A 14,284-nucleotide genomic window follows, 5' to 3' on the forward strand; every position below is an offset into this window, starting at 1 on the left:
CGTTTATCCCCGTTTTTTTGCCGATGCCGGAACCTGTGTTTTTTTGCGCTCAAGCATCTCTTTTATGTAGTACCCGGTGTAGGATTTTTCGCACAAGGCAACTTCTTCGGGCCTTCCCGTTACCAACACCCGGCCGCCGCCCTCGCCTCCTTCCGGCCCCAAATCGATAATATTGTCGGCTTGTAAAATCACGTCCAAATTGTGTTCAATCATCACCACAGTGTTGCCCTGATTGACAAGCAAGTGAATAACTTCCATCAGCTGTTTTACGTCGGCAAAGTGAAGCCCGGTTGTCGGCTCGTCGAGTATGTACAGGGTTTTTCCGGTTGACGGACGGGAAAGCTCGTTGGCAAGTTTTACGCGCTGGGCTTCTCCTCCGCTGAGGGTAAGGGCGGACTGTCCCAGTTTTATGTAGCCCAAGCCGACGCTCAAAAGGGTTTGCATTTTGCGCGCGACGTGGGGAATGTGGGCAAAAAAATCGGCGGCTTCTTCGATGGTCATATCCAAAACGTCGGCTATATTTTTACCCTTGTAGCGCACTTCAAGCGTTTCTTTATTAAAGCGCTTTCCGCCGCACACATCGCAGGTGATATAAACGTCGGATAAAAAGTTCATTTCTATCGTAATCGTTCCGGCCCCCTGACAGTTTTCGCAGCGGCCGCCCTTGACGTTAAAACTGAAGCGGCCGGGCTTATAGCCCTTTGCCTTCGCTTCCGGAAGGGAGGCGTATAAATCGCGTATGCCGTTAAACACGCCGACATAGGTTGCAGGGTTTGAACGCGGCGTGCGTCCTATGGGGCTTTGGTCTATGTGAATCACTTTATCGATGTGCTTTAAGCCGTCCACCGATTTATATGCGCCTACGGAAAGGGAGGTGCGCATCAGTTTATTGGACAAAAGCGGAAAAAGCACATCGCTTATCAGGGTAGATTTTCCGGAACCGGAGACGCCCGTAATGCAGGTAAACATTCCCAAGGGGATTTCTATTGAAATATTTTTTAAGTTGTGCTCGCTTACCCCTTCAAGCTTAAGAATATGCGAATTGCCTTCCCTGCGCTTTTCGGGGATATCCATTGTAAGCGTTCCTGCCAAATACTGCCCGGTGAGGCTTTTTTTACACAGGGCGACTTTTTCGGGCGGCCCCTCTGCAGTAACATAACCCCCGTGCACACCGGCTCCCGGCCCCAAGTCGATAATCCAATCGGCGGTGCGCAGGGTTTGCTCGTCATGCTCGACGACAATCAGCGTATTGCCCAAGTCGCGAAGATAAACGAGGGTGTCGATAAGTTTTTGGTTATCGCGCTGGTGAAGCCCGATTGAGGGCTCGTCCAAAATATATAAAACGCCTACCAAACTCGAACCGATTTGCGTTGCAAGCCGTATACGCTGGGCTTCGCCTCCGCTTAAGGTCGCCGCTTGACGGTCGAGGGTTAAATAATCGAGGCCGACGTTTTTTAAAAAGGTAAGGCGGTTTTTAATTTCCTTTTCTATTTGAGAAGCGATAAACTTTTCGGTTTCGCTAAGCTTTAAGGCATTAAAAAATTTTAAAGAATCGCCGACGGAAAGCAAACAAAGCTCGTGTATGTTTTTGCCGCCGACGGTTACCGCAAGGGCTTCGGGTTTCAACCTTCTTCCCTTACAGCTTTGACATTCGCGGTGCGCCATCAGTTTTTCCAAGCTCGCCCGCTGCGCTTCCGAATAGGATTCGCGGTAACGGCGGCGTAAATCGGCATAGAGGCCCTGCCACCTTTGGTCGTAAGAGGAATAGCCCGAACCGTCCTGTTTTTCGTAGACAAACTGAATCGAATCCTTTGAGCCGTTGAATAAAATATCCCACTGTTTTTTCGTTAAGCTTTCCAAGGGTGCTTCGAGGGAAAAGCCCGCATAGGCGGCCAGGGCTTCAAAGCGGGTGCGGTTCCATGCCGAATCGGGATTATAGCACATAATGCCGCCCTCGTTAAAAGAGCGCGACTTATCGGGAATAATCAAGTCCGCATCGAATTCCATCTTTTCGCCCAAGCCCGTACATTCGGGGCAGGCGCCGAAGGGATTGTTAAACGAAAAAAGGCGCGGCTGCATTTCGGGAAAGGACACGGCACAGTCCGGACAGGCGTTTTTTTGCGAAAAAAAGTGTTCGGTTTCGGTGTTAGGCGCCGCACTTCCCTCCCCTGCCGCCGATTTTTCAGCGGCATCGGACGGCTTTTCAGCGGCGGCTTCGGTTTTAGGCACTTGGCGCGTAACGATTAAAATACCGTTTGCGCTCGTAAGGGCGGTTTCAACCGAATCGGCTAAGCGGCGGCGCACATCCGGCCCGAGTATAATGCGGTCTACAACCAGTTCTATCGTATGTTTTTTTTGTTTATCAAGCTTTATCGGATCATCGAGGCTGCACATAATGCCGTCGATACGGGCGCGAACAAAGCCGGCGGCCTTTGCATCGTCGATGATTTTTTGGTGCTCGCCTTTTTTACCGCGCACAACGGGGGCTAAAATCTGAATACGGGTTCCCTCCCCCCAGCCGGTAATCGCATCTATAATTTGGTCTACGGACTGCTCACGTATTTCGCGCCCGCACAGCGGACAGTGGGGTACGCCTATGCGCGCAAAAAGCAGGCGGTAATAGTCGTAAATTTCGGTTACCGTTCCGACGGTGGAACGCGGGTTTCGGTGGGTGGTTTTTTGTTCAATTGAAATAGCGGGCGACAGCCCTTCTATATAGTCGATATCGGGCTTGTCCATGCGTCCCAAAAACTGGCGCGCATAAGCCGAAAGACTTTCCACATAGCGCCTTTGCCCTTCGGCAAAGATAGTATCGAAGGCTAAAGAGCTTTTTCCCGAACCCGACAAGCCGGAAATAACAACCAGCTTATCGCGCGGAAGCTCGACATCTATATTTTTTAAGTTGTGCTCGCGCGCACCTTTGACAATCAATGTATTGCTTGCAGACATACATTCAGTATAGCCCAAAAAAGGCTCAAATTCAATCGGGACAGTCTTAAAACTCGGCAATTCAATATAATCAGCATAGGCGGAAATCGGCAAAAAAGCGGTCTTGAATTTCAGTCCGTCTAATGAAGATAGCCTAATCTGCCTGTTGTTGTTCTACCTACTATATATTATGGTAGAAAGGTTTGCTATTTTGTTTTAAAGCAGTTTAGATTGAAAATTGCCGTTCTCCGTGATATGATATAGAAGATTATAAGCAAGAATATTCTCTAAATTTCTTTTATAGGATTTTTAGAGGATATTTGCAGACCAAAATAAGGAGTGTTTGTGTGCAGAATAAAACTAAAAAATGTATTAGTACATTTATCACTTTTTTGATTTTCGTTATCGTTACAGGTTGTGCGTCGGTACGTTACATAACTCCACAGGTTATAAAAAATGATATTACTTTAAGTAATTTGTCAGCAAGTAGCACCAAAGTCATCGTAACCGATTACAGACTTGCAGTCTATCCCGATGATGTATGCAACAGTATACAAAAACAATTAACTCAATCTTTATCGAAAGCTGCTCCGTTATCTGATGTAGAATCTACTCTAACAGTTGATGTCATTGAATACAAAAGTTTCTTTACGCGCAATGAATGGCATGGTGAAATCAAATTAAAAGTAATACTCAAAAATGCTGATAATAAGCTTCTTGGAAGCTGGGACATTTATGAAACAACCAAACGGGCGAATATATGGGGATATACTACTGCTAAACAAGTCTCTCAAGAGGTATATGAGAAAGCGATGTCTTATTTGATTTCCGTACTCAATAATGAAGTTACATTGGAGGTACACCAATGAAAAAAATGATAGTGTCTTTTTTATGTATTATAGGCTGTGCGGTACATAGTTTTGCTGCAGAAATAGTTTTTTCTCCGGGTATCGGATTTTCAGCGTATACCGTTCGGAGTCATGAACTTATTATCACCGGAGAAAAACTTGAGCTTTCAGATAAAGCTGTAACATATACCATTTCCGCTCCTTCGATGGGGCTTGATATGCATTTTATTCATGAAAAAAACGGTTTTACATTCAGTCTCATTAATAACGCAGCGTTTCCTATTACCATGTATAAAAAAGGCGGATTCGGTAATGAAACAATCAAAACAAAAGGGTTTATATGGGACGGTCAAATGCTGTTCGGTTATACGTATGGAATTCAACAGCCTTTCAGTATTCATGCCGGTATCGGTCCCGGTTTTGCATTAGGTAGGTTTTGGACACACCTAAATAAACAGCGGCTTGAGAATTTTTATCATGCATGGACACCGGTTGCTTTGCATCTCGGCTTTCAATATATTTTTACAAAGCATTTCGGCATTACTGTAGGCTTGCATGATATGATAAGCTTTTCAGGGCTTTTACTTAGCAAGGAAAAACCGAATATTGCAGATGATAATAATAAAGTCGGCGGGACAGTCGGCTTCGGTAATGTTTTTACCTTAAGGGTAGCCGCAACTTTTAGACTTTAACTTTGGTGCTTTTTTTAAATACCGCTGAAAGTACAATCATTTATAGTGCAACTTTGTAATAAGAATATTGAAAAAAAATTACCTAACACCCGCTTCAAAGCCGACATTGCGGAGGAGCCGCAAATGCAGGTTAAGCGGAAGTTAGGTTGATGCCGCTCTGCGGCACTAGTTACTGAATAAGAAAATAATCCGATACATATTTATATATATATTAATTTATCGAATGATTAAAATAAAATCGTAAGAATATTTTCTTGTGATATTAGTTTTACCAGTTTCATTGATATTTTTAGTAGTATGTATCATACTTATTTTCGCAAGAAAAAAGTTCTGCATAAATTGAAAAGACCCAAAAAAATCATGAAAATTTCTTAAATAATATAAAAATAACATTGATTGATACTAATTTGTAGATGAAAAATCTAAATAAGTCAAACGTGTATGTATTTTTATTTATTGACATTTGTTGTATATACAAAATATAATACATACAGGAAGCATAAATGACATTTGAATGGGATGAAAATAAAAATACCAAGAACAAAAGAATTCATGACGGAATTTCTTTTGAATATGCAGCAAGAGTTTTTCTTGATGCAAAACGAATTGAAACTTTGGATACAAAACATTCGAATGAATCAGAAGAAAGATATAATGTAATTGGATGTGTAGAAAGAGTTCTTTTTGTTGTATATACAGAACGAGGTGAAAGAAATATAAGAATAATTTCTGCACGAAGAGCAACGCCCAAAGAGGAGGCTGAATATTATGAAAACTATGACATTAGATGATTTAGTAAAAAGTCCACTTACAGAAGAAGATAAAAAAATTATTAATTCAGCAAAACCTGTAATTACAGAAGATTGTCCGGAAATGACAGACTTGCAATTAAAGAATTTCAAACCATGGTATGAAGTTCATCCAAATGGAAATGATATTTATAAAGTTTCTGTAAAAAAGACCGCAATAAATTTAAGAATAGACAACGATGTTCTTGCGGCTCTAAAAGCGACCGGAAAAGGTTATCAGACAAGAATTAATAATATTCTAAGAAAAGCCGTTTTAGGCTAAATAAACCTGACACCCGCTTCAACGCTGACAAACGGGACTGAGCCCGTTTGCAGGTTAAGCGAGAAGTTATACGGACGGCCGACGGAGCGACCGCAAAATGGAAAATATAAAAGAAATAAATGTTAATTATAATTTTACAACCGATACACCTGGTTTTTGGGATGATATTGGTTAAGCAGAAAAGGGCTTGGAATGTTTAATAATGGTTGTGATCCTGATTCAAAAAGTAAAACATTACAAAACTATAATAAAATACTTTATAGCAGAGAGCTACCAAACAAAGAAATCATGAAACTCGATATTGGTAAATCTTCATATTACTACTTAACATGGAAAAACTTTAGATTTGGAAGTGATATAATTTTTAATAATTTTTGTTATGAGCAATATCCTGTTATCTGGGAAATAAAGAAACATAATTCAAAATATAAACAAACAAATGAAGAATTTATAAATAAAACATATACAATTGGTGGAAGTATTATTTTTCCCAAAAGAATTAATAGTATAAATGTTCAGCGTGGAAGGAATCGACTAATAAGAGATAGATTTGATTTAACCCTTGAATGTATAAGGAGATTTTATAAGTCAAAAGAAAACCCATTGCAAGCACAAGATAGTCCTTTATCAAAAACGCTTGAAGAAGATGAAGCTTTTTTTGATTTATTTGTGGATTTTGAGGGTTATGTAAATTTCTTTTTTCTGCAAGATTTTGTTTCAGCTAATTATAGTGAGGTTGACTTTTGGTGTAATGAAAAAGAGATATTTAATGGTGATCCATTGCCAAATAATATAGAACAATATTATTATATGGTAAAAGTTGAATTAGAGAAACTTTCAAAGCGGAATGAAAGAATTTCTACATTTATAAGAAATAACGCCTAACACCCGCTTCAAAGCCGACATTGCGGAGGAGCCGCAAATGCAGGTTAAGCGGAAATTAGGTTGACAAGCTAACCGCTAATATTATTAAGTGGAATGCAGAAAATGATATTTGAGAAGCTTTGACCAAGATACGAAGATGTTAAAATGAGAAAAGATGTAGATTCATTGGAAAAAATAAGAGAAAATGAAACAAATAATACACGGAAAGCTGTATATCTTGACATTGGAAGCAAAAATCCTTTTAGCGCAAAACAATTTTACAAAAATAGCCGAGCCTCATATAATACCGCTTTTAATAATTTGAGAAGTTATCAAAAATTTTCTCAAGTTATTGATAGATTTATGCGTGCATGCACATAATTTAGCAGATATGAATATTGACTTTTGTATATTGTTAGTAACTAATACATAAAAATAACATAACATATGCAAAAGTCTTTACGATTAATATAAATAATATAAAGCAACAAAATATGCAATGTTACGAAAAATTATAGAGATAACAGATGTAAACTTAAATAGGACTTATGTTTTTCCAATTAAAAAATATAGAAAATATTTAATAAAACTTATTGACAGCAAGTACCTAATTGCGGCATAGTATAAGTAAGGAAAGTAAGGAGGTGTTTTATGGAACTTGCAAAAGTAACTTCAAAAGGTCAGATTACAATTCCGCTTACGATAAGAAATCTGCTTGGATTAAAAACCGGCGATAAAGTTTTTTTTGAAGAAAGTAGAGGAAAAATTTATATTACAAACGCTTCTCAAATAACTTTATCAAATATTCAAGCTCAAATGCAAGGAGAAGCAAAAAAAGCAGACTTTCAAACAGAAGATGATGTTATTAATTATATCAAGGAATTACGGAAAGCACGTTGAGAGTTTTTGTAGATACAAATATCGTTATTTCTGCAATACTTTTTCCTAATGGTAAAACGGCTAGAGTTTTTTCCCATTTGCTTGCAAAGCATACGGTGATAATTTCTTCATACACAAGGGAAGAATGCGAAGAGGTTTTTGAAAAGAAATTTCCGTTGAAAAAAGAACTGTTGAGTGTTTTTTTTGATGGAATTAGTTTTGAAGAATTTAAAAGTCCGCAGGAAATTGATGAAAATCAATATCCAAAAATTCGGGACACAAAAGATTTACCTGTTCTTGCATCTGCAATTTTATCTGATTCCGATATTTTGATTACCGGAGACAAAGATTTTGAAGATATAAAAATTGATAAACCATTAATTTTTACGCCGACAAAATATTTTGACTTGATTGAAGAAACAACCTAACACCCGCTTCAAAGCCGACATTGCGGAGGAGCCGCAAATGCAGGTTAAGCGAGTGTTGGACAAATGCCTTACGGCACAATTAACTGCAATTTTGAAAAAATGGTGCATGTTTTTTGTAAATTAAAGTGTAAAACCCAAATTAATGGCTTATTTTGCTAAAAACGCTGTATTTTACTATAATAACTATTTGACAATTATGCGCATAATGCGTATAATATAATTAGACGTAAAATGACGGTAAAAGAGATAGAAAAAAAATACCAAAGGCTGATGGTTGGTATTTTGCGGCATCAAAAGGTTCTCATAATCAATATAAACATGCTGTAAAATCGGGAAAAGTTACGGTACCGAATCATAGGGGAGATATACCGATAGGAACAGTGAAAGCAATTTTAAAGCAGGCTGATCTGAAATAAGGATAATGGAGGAATATAAAATGAAATTAGCATATCCGGCAATAATAACATATTGTGAAGAAGATAATAGTTATAGCGTAGAATTTCCCGACTTGAAAGGCTGTGTTTCCGGAGGTTTTTCTCTTATAGAAGCGATAGAAATGGGAATAGATGCGGCATCAGGTTGGATATTAACGGAAATCGAGGAAGGGAATGCTGTGCCTAAAGCAAGTGAGCCTACAAAAATAAAATTGCCTGATAATAAAAGTTTTATAAATATGCTTATTATAGATATGGATTCGTATAGTGAAAAATATTCAAGTAAATGCGTAAGAAAAAATATAACGCTTCCGAAATGGGTAAATACGCTTGCAGAAAAAAATAATGTAAATTTTTCACAATTATTACAGAATACGATAGTAGAAAAATATGCAGGAGCGATGTAAAATCTTCTAATACCCGCTTTAATGCTGATATTACAGGCAAGCCGCCGGCCGGCTTTGTAAGGAGTGAAAAATGAAAAGAAGAACAGTTTTATATGTTTTATTAATTTCCGTATTACCGATCTTCTTGTTTGCGCAGGAAAAACTTGCCGGCGGAATTTTATACGGATAAAATAATTCTATGATTTTAAAGAATTTAATAATTCCGCTTACATTAGCAAATAAAAGAAAACAAAATTCATTAAAAATATCTGATTATCCGGTGTTTTATTATAAAAATAAGAATGCACAGCAAGAAAATATAAAATTTGGCGTACGAATTCTCTTTTGGACCGGAATGGTTGGACACGGTAAAAATTTCAAAGAAGCATTTGTAAAGCTTTGTGAAAATTTCGATTTATACAAAAAAAATAATGAATATGTACCAAAACCATGGGAAAAAAAAGAATTAGAATTTGCATCAGCTAAAAAAATTTTGGAAAATGAGAATTTTGCAGTAGAATTTTTTGATAAAATTCTTGGTACGGATTTTTACAAAGGATTTTATTCTGATGAAACATATCTGGAGCACTTTTATTGTGATGTTGATGCTGACAAGAAAAAAAGAATAAAAAAAGGAATCATAGATAAGGTAAAATCATATTATAATATTGATATAAGCGATGTCTATGATTTTGCTTTGCCGGATGTATTTCAATTTATAATAGATAAAAAACCGCCTAACATAAGTTCATAGCCCATATCCTGTCAAGCCGCTCTGCGGTTTAAAACAATATTATGAGAACGGTGCAGGAAACCTCTAAATCGGAGAAAAGGTGAAAATACAGAGAACTTTAAAACAGACTATTTTTTTTGGAATTGTTCTCGGTTTTATAAGAAGTTTATTATTTATTTTAATTATAAAATAAAATTACATAACAAAGGGTATTTAAATGAAGTTGCATATATGATGCCTGACGGCACAATTGTTATCAGTGATAAAGACTATCAGTGCTTTATCCGAGCCTCATACGGTTTAAGGCCTTAACCCCTCGTAAAAAGGAATATAAGAAGTTTTGATTATCTTTTTCCACGAAAAGCGGATTTGCACGCTGAGGGCGGCTTGGACTGCAAGCTGTTCAAAATGTGCGGGATTTTTTCGCCTTTGCTCCGCCAAATCCAAAAGAAGCTCGGCAAGGACATGGGGACTGTTGTCTTGATACAAAAAGCCGGTTTTTCCGTCCTCGATTTTTTGCAAGCCTCCGCAGGCATGGGCGACCGGAAGTGTTCCGTAGATTTGAGCGATAAGGTCTTCCAGACCGCAGGGCTCAAAAATACTGGGAAGCACGATAAAATCGCTTACCGCAACGCACAGGCGCGCCGAAGGACGATTATAACCGCGAAGATAAAGATAGCGGCCGGGAAAACGCAGGGCAAGAGAAGCCTGCTGTTTTTCGAGTTCGGTGGCCCCCTGTCCCGTTACGATAAAACGCGTATCCTTATTCCGCTCCATAACGATTTGAGCCGCTTCCGCTAAAATATTCGTCCCCTTTTGATGGACGATTCTTCCGTGATACGAAAAAAAGACCGCATTTTCCGCGCACTCTATAAAACCGTATTGGTACAAACCGCTTTCGGAACAGAGATTGCCGTAGCGTTCTAAAGCATAGCGGTTCAACAGTTCAGTACGGCATGCGTATTTACCTTTAAAGTCTCCCGCAGCCGGATTAAAGGGAACGGGCAGCATCGAAACGGCGGTATCTCGCGGGTCGTACTTTTCGTATTCAATGCCGTTTGTAATACCGGTAATCCGTATACCGCGCCCGGCAAATTCCTTTGAAAGAGCGCCGGCATCTTCATTTTCGGGGTCGCAAAGTTCTTTTGCATACCAGGGAGAGACGGTGGTTAAAGCCGCATATTTTTCCGCCAACAGATAGGGTTCGGCATGGCCTGCGATAAGAGCTCCGTTAAAAAGGGTTTCGTCCATGTTTAAAAGAGAGGCGGCTTGCGAAAGACCGGGCATTTCGTGCCGGTACCCGTTTCCCGCATTGTGAATCGTTACCGCAAACGCCGTATCCTTATAACAAGAGCGGTATGCATCATCGTTTCTTGCTATAAAGGGAACCAAAGCCGCAGTCGCATCCTGACAATGAATAATATCGGGAAGGGCATTTCCTCCGTTTTTTACACAAAAGAGGCCGTATTCAAGCACGCCTTTTTGAAAGAGTACATTCAATAAAAGAGAATCTTCATGACCGCTTCCCTGCACATGACGGGGATTTATCCGCTCTTCTTCTTCGGTGTAGGTATACACAGCCGCTTTTTCGGAAAACCCCGAATGCATAATAAAAACAAAGCGGACTCCTTTAAAATTTCCCCGTGCAAACCGTACCGTGTATTCCCTGTGTTCCGATCGTATCACGGAACTTTCTCCTACAGGGGTAAAATCCGTGACTTCATCCAAAACGGTACACCCGTACAGGGGAATAAAAACGCTTACATCGAAACCTTCGTTGTGCAAACCTTCGGCCAATGATGCGGTAACGTTTTTAACACCCCCCGCTTCGGCAATCCCCGCATACTCGCGGCTTACAATCCAAATACTTTTTTTTCCAAACATATACTTCATTACTTTTGTTCGGTACACAAGTCCGGACGCAGCTTTTGCGCTTCGCCGAGATAGAGATGAACGGGCTTTTTATCCGCATCACAAACCGCAAGATAAGCGGTGATTAAAACGCGTACGGTTTTAGGCAGCGCTCCTTTTATTCGAGGCTCCGCAGCACAAAAAAGAGGAGTACGGGCACACAGACCTTCCCTGCGTAAAGCCGCAGCGGGATTAAGGCAGTCCAAGTCATCGGTAACCGTAAATTGAACCGATACGATGTCGTCTTCGTCGCTGATACCGTTTTTTTCAAAAAGTCCGCGAATTAAAGTACAAACGGCATCTTTTACAGCATCGGGCCTGTTTTCCGTACAAACCGCACCCCGTATTCCGTATAAACGCTTTGTGTGCATAAAAACTATTGTACCCCCTACCCGCCCAAAAAGTCAACGCCGATTTTTATGTGCGCATTTTTTGTATCTAAAAACACCGCAAAGACTGTCAAGAATACAAAAAAAGCCCGAATATGTTCCCGTCCGAAGTCGATACAGCTGCTTCTGTTCTTTGCGTTCTCCGCGCTCCCTGCTGTTTAATCCGGATTCGCTGTGCCCACGGAAGTCATGGCCTCCCTCTTGAGAGTTTCGCTCACATAGCGTATACTGTCCGTATGAATACCGCAGGCGTCAAAATGATTGCACAAAACAGAAAAGCGCGTTTTAATTATACGATAACCGAATCCTTGGAATGCGGTATTGAATTAAAAGGGACGGAAGTAAAATCGGTTAAAGCCGGAAACATTTCATTTCCCGATGCTTTTGCCGAAATTATAGACGGAGAAGTATGGTTAAAGCAGATGCATATATCGGAATATTTTTATTCATCGGTTTTTAACCATGAACCCGACCGTCCGAAAAAGCTGCTTTTGCACCGCGACGAAATAAAAAGACTGAACCGAAAGGTTGAAGAAAAGGGTGTAACTTTGATTCCCCTTGATTTTTATCTTAAAAACGGGAGGGTAAAAGTCAATTTGGGCCTATGCCGCGGTAAAAAACAGTATGATAAGAGAGCGGATATACGCGAACGTGATGTACAGCGCGATATGCAGCGGGACTTCCGCAAGGGGTTAAACGGGTAATGACCAGCATTATACAATGCCGTTTAAAAAAACTTCTATCGGTTTTCAGCGTATTTTTCGTATGCTTATCGGGATATACCCAAGCCGAAAAACCGGCATTGTATTTTTATGCAGCTCCCGCTTCCTCAACATCGGCCGGAGACCCTGCGGCAATCAAGATGACTCAGGATTTGCTTTTTTCGCAGTTAAGCGCTTTGGGGCTGTTCAATATCCGCGATAAACGCGGCACAGAATATTCGGCGGCCCTTGTTAAAGAACATTCTCCGAACGATTTTTTGTTTTATGCCGAAATACACGAAAAAAACGGCGAGTGGCTTTCAAAAATGCATTTAGTGGAAGCCGCAAGCGGTAAAGAATCGGTACAGGAAAATACCTACGAGGGATACTATAAAATCCTCATGGAAGCGAAAAACTCTTTAACCTCCCTTATAAAACAGTTCAATACCGGCAATACAACAGGCTCTCCCGCCCCTCATCCGAAAGACAGGGCTTCGGCGGATTCATCCAATGAAAGCGGAACAGCGGGAGCGGGTAATATATCGGGCACCTGGTTCGGAGAAAATCATATCGATAAAATCGTCCTTCTGCGCGGCGGAAGAGGTTTTGTCATTTTTAAAAACGGAGCTTCAATGAATATAAGCGTCAGCATAAACGGCAATACCCTGACGGCAATTCAGCAAAGCAAGCCCGATGCTTCTTTTTTCCCGGAGATCCCGCGCGAAACGGCTTTAATCAAGGCCCCCGAAGCCGAACCGATACGCTGGGAGTTGACAATCAAAAACGGTTCTCTTATGCAGGGGATAAAATCAAGCCTTGTTGCGGAATACGATGCCTCAGGTGTGCTGTCAATAAAGCAGGGAAGCATCCCCGTAGAATGGCGCCGCTAAAAAGCCGGCAGCTGCCAAAAAGTAAGCCGCTTTTTATACAATCCGCCCTACTTATAGATCAATACGGACAGCCCCCTGACGGATAACCTTCGGTTCTTTTCCGCTTAAATCCACAATCGTTGAAGGAAGCTCTTCTTTTTGCTTTCCGCCGTCCACGATATAAAATACGTCTTTTGCGAATTCTTTTTCCATTATTGTTACGTCGCTCAATACGGGAAAACCGCTTCTGTTAACGCTCGTCGAATACAGAGGCTTTCCGCACAGCCGTATTAATGAGCGAAGCCAATCATCGTCGGGACAGCGAAAAGCGGTGGTTTCGAGAGCATTTATCGAGGTCCCGGCCGAAAAACCCGGGGCACTTTTTACAATCAGCGTTAAAGCTCCGGGAAGTAAAGCCGCAATTTCAGGAGGAATAGGAGAACTTCCGTACAAGGCAAAGTCTGCGGGATCGGCTATAAGCTGAATAAAGGGCTTTGCTTCGTCGCGTCCCTTTATGCTTCGTATACGCTCTTCACTTTCGGGCACAATCCCCGAAAAACCGTATACCGTGTCGGTCGGAATAATAATCACTTCCGAGCGCATAAGGGCCGCAGCGCATAACTCAATACTGTTCGGATCCGACTTTTGTAAAACCATGGCGGCGTACCAGAAGCAGAACGGAAGCTATAAAATTATAAAAAAAGAACACGGCCAAGCCTATTCCCTTAGCGAGCCATTCCGGAATAAAAATAATCTCGGTTCGGGAAACCTTTGTTCCCGGATCATATACCGTAAGCGGTTTTTCTTCCAAACCGGTAATTTTTACCAAACGCTCTCCTGAAGATACATAACCCAATTTTTTTGCATACGAGGCGATAACATCGGCATCTTTTTGCAGGGCCGTCCGTTCGGCTTGAAGACGGGAATTTATATCCTGCAAGTGTTCGGCCGCTATACTCATAATAATTTTTTGCTTTTGTAATTGATTATATGCCCAAATGCCTTCACGGCCCCATAAAACACCGATACAGACATACACCGCAACGGAAACCGCTATCGACAATAAAAAATGAAACCTGTTCATATTTTTAAATTTCGGCCTTTTTCCCCTTTTACTGAATGTAAAAAATGTGATATAATCTTATAAAAGG

At 40.5% G+C, this 14,284-nt stretch carries 18 protein-coding genes; 13 read left to right on the forward strand and 5 right to left on the reverse strand.

The genetic code is table 11. The features are described from left to right. Positions 1–3 precede the first annotated feature (3 nt). A complete protein-coding gene (uvrA, locus tag V1L52_RS07725) occupies positions 4–2,949 on the reverse strand; it encodes an excinuclease ABC subunit UvrA (RefSeq protein ID WP_428768486.1) in 2,946 nt (981 codons plus the stop codon). Between the two features lie 326 nt (positions 2,950–3,275). Here uvrA and V1L52_RS07730 point away from each other — a divergent pair, with 326 nt between their 5' ends. The 11 genes from V1L52_RS07730 (at position 3,276) to V1L52_RS07780 (ending at position 9,284) form a co-directional block, all read left to right on the forward strand. Then, entirely contained in the window at positions 3,276–3,797 is a 522-nt protein-coding gene (locus V1L52_RS07730) for a hypothetical protein (RefSeq protein WP_428768488.1), read from the forward strand. Between the two features lie 5 nt (positions 3,798–3,802). Then, on the forward strand, positions 3,803–4,468 hold the full coding sequence (locus V1L52_RS07735) for a DUF2715 domain-containing protein (RefSeq protein WP_428771808.1): 666 nt from the start codon (positions 3,803–3,805) through the stop codon (positions 4,466–4,468). Positions 4,469–4,971: 503 nt separating this feature from the next. Then, positions 4,972–5,259: a BrnT family toxin gene (locus V1L52_RS07740; protein WP_428768490.1), complete on the forward strand. Its 288-nt coding sequence runs from the start codon at positions 4,972–4,974 to the stop codon at positions 5,257–5,259. Then, complete coding sequence (locus tag V1L52_RS07745) at positions 5,237–5,539, forward strand: BrnA antitoxin family protein (protein WP_428768492.1); 303 nt, start codon at positions 5,237–5,239, stop codon at positions 5,537–5,539. The genes V1L52_RS07740 and V1L52_RS07745 overlap by 23 nt, the downstream gene beginning before the upstream one ends. A 192-nt stretch (positions 5,540–5,731) precedes the next feature. Next, the gene (locus V1L52_RS07750; protein ID WP_428768494.1) at positions 5,732–6,424 is read left to right on the forward strand and encodes a DUF6994 family protein; all 693 of its coding nucleotides are present in this window, start codon (positions 5,732–5,734) and stop codon (positions 6,422–6,424) included. 144 nt (positions 6,425–6,568) lie between these two features. Continuing rightward, positions 6,569–6,784, forward strand: coding sequence for a hypothetical protein (locus V1L52_RS07755; protein ID WP_428768496.1), 216 nt, complete (start codon positions 6,569–6,571; stop codon positions 6,782–6,784). A gap of 270 nt (positions 6,785–7,054) precedes the next feature. Continuing rightward, on the forward strand, positions 7,055–7,303 hold the full coding sequence (locus tag V1L52_RS07760; protein ID WP_428768498.1) for an AbrB/MazE/SpoVT family DNA-binding domain-containing protein: 249 nt from the start codon (positions 7,055–7,057) through the stop codon (positions 7,301–7,303). Further along, positions 7,300–7,710, forward strand: coding sequence for a putative toxin-antitoxin system toxin component, PIN family (locus V1L52_RS07765; protein ID WP_428768500.1), 411 nt, complete (start codon positions 7,300–7,302; stop codon positions 7,708–7,710). The genes V1L52_RS07760 and V1L52_RS07765 overlap by 4 nt, the downstream gene beginning before the upstream one ends. A 257-nt stretch (positions 7,711–7,967) precedes the next feature. Next, entirely contained in the window at positions 7,968–8,126 is a 159-nt protein-coding gene (locus tag V1L52_RS07770) for a type II toxin-antitoxin system HicA family toxin (RefSeq protein WP_428771810.1), read from the forward strand. A gap of 20 nt (positions 8,127–8,146) precedes the next feature. Further along, complete coding sequence (locus tag V1L52_RS07775; protein ID WP_428768502.1) at positions 8,147–8,551, forward strand: type II toxin-antitoxin system HicB family antitoxin; 405 nt, start codon at positions 8,147–8,149, stop codon at positions 8,549–8,551. Between the two features lie 178 nt (positions 8,552–8,729). Next, positions 8,730–9,284 carry a hypothetical protein gene (locus tag V1L52_RS07780; RefSeq protein WP_428768503.1) on the forward strand — a complete coding sequence of 185 codons (555 nt, stop codon included), beginning with the start codon at positions 8,730–8,732 and terminating at the stop codon, positions 9,282–9,284. 279 nt (positions 9,285–9,563) lie between these two features. Here V1L52_RS07780 and V1L52_RS07785 read toward each other — a convergent pair whose 3' ends face one another. Together V1L52_RS07785 and aroH are read right to left on the reverse strand one after the other, a co-directional pair. Continuing rightward, the gene (locus V1L52_RS07785; RefSeq protein WP_428768505.1) at positions 9,564–11,147 is read right to left on the reverse strand and encodes a glycogen synthase; all 1,584 of its coding nucleotides are present in this window, start codon (positions 11,145–11,147) and stop codon (positions 9,564–9,566) included. 8 nt (positions 11,148–11,155) lie between these two features. Then, positions 11,156–11,545 carry a chorismate mutase gene (gene aroH / locus V1L52_RS07790; RefSeq protein WP_428768507.1) on the reverse strand — a complete coding sequence of 130 codons (390 nt, stop codon included), beginning with the start codon at positions 11,543–11,545 and terminating at the stop codon, positions 11,156–11,158. A 254-nt stretch (positions 11,546–11,799) separates the two neighbouring features. Between aroH and smpB the strand changes: the two genes are divergently transcribed. Together smpB and V1L52_RS07800 are read left to right on the forward strand one after the other, a co-directional pair. Further along, a complete protein-coding gene (gene smpB, locus V1L52_RS07795) occupies positions 11,800–12,267 on the forward strand; it encodes an SsrA-binding protein SmpB (RefSeq protein ID WP_428768509.1) in 468 nt (155 codons plus the stop codon). Next, positions 12,267–13,154 (forward strand): TP0183 family DNA metabolism protein, encoded by an 888-nt coding sequence (locus V1L52_RS07800; protein WP_428768511.1) that lies wholly within the window; start codon positions 12,267–12,269, stop codon positions 13,152–13,154. The genes smpB and V1L52_RS07800 overlap by 1 nt, the downstream gene beginning before the upstream one ends. Before the next feature lie 51 nt (positions 13,155–13,205). Here V1L52_RS07800 and V1L52_RS07805 read toward each other — a convergent pair whose 3' ends face one another. Continuing rightward, entirely contained in the window at positions 13,206–13,790 is a 585-nt protein-coding gene (locus V1L52_RS07805) for an L-threonylcarbamoyladenylate synthase (RefSeq protein WP_428768512.1), read from the reverse strand. After that, entirely contained in the window at positions 13,756–14,217 is a 462-nt protein-coding gene (locus V1L52_RS07810) for an FtsB family cell division protein (RefSeq protein ID WP_428768514.1), read from the reverse strand. The genes V1L52_RS07805 and V1L52_RS07810 overlap by 35 nt, the downstream gene beginning before the upstream one ends. Positions 14,218–14,284: the final 67 nt, after the last annotated feature.

The sequence above is a fragment of the Treponema sp. HNW genome, assembly GCF_050320395.1.
In the GTDB taxonomy this organism is placed as follows: Bacteria; Spirochaetota; Spirochaetia; order Treponematales; family Treponemataceae; genus Treponema_C.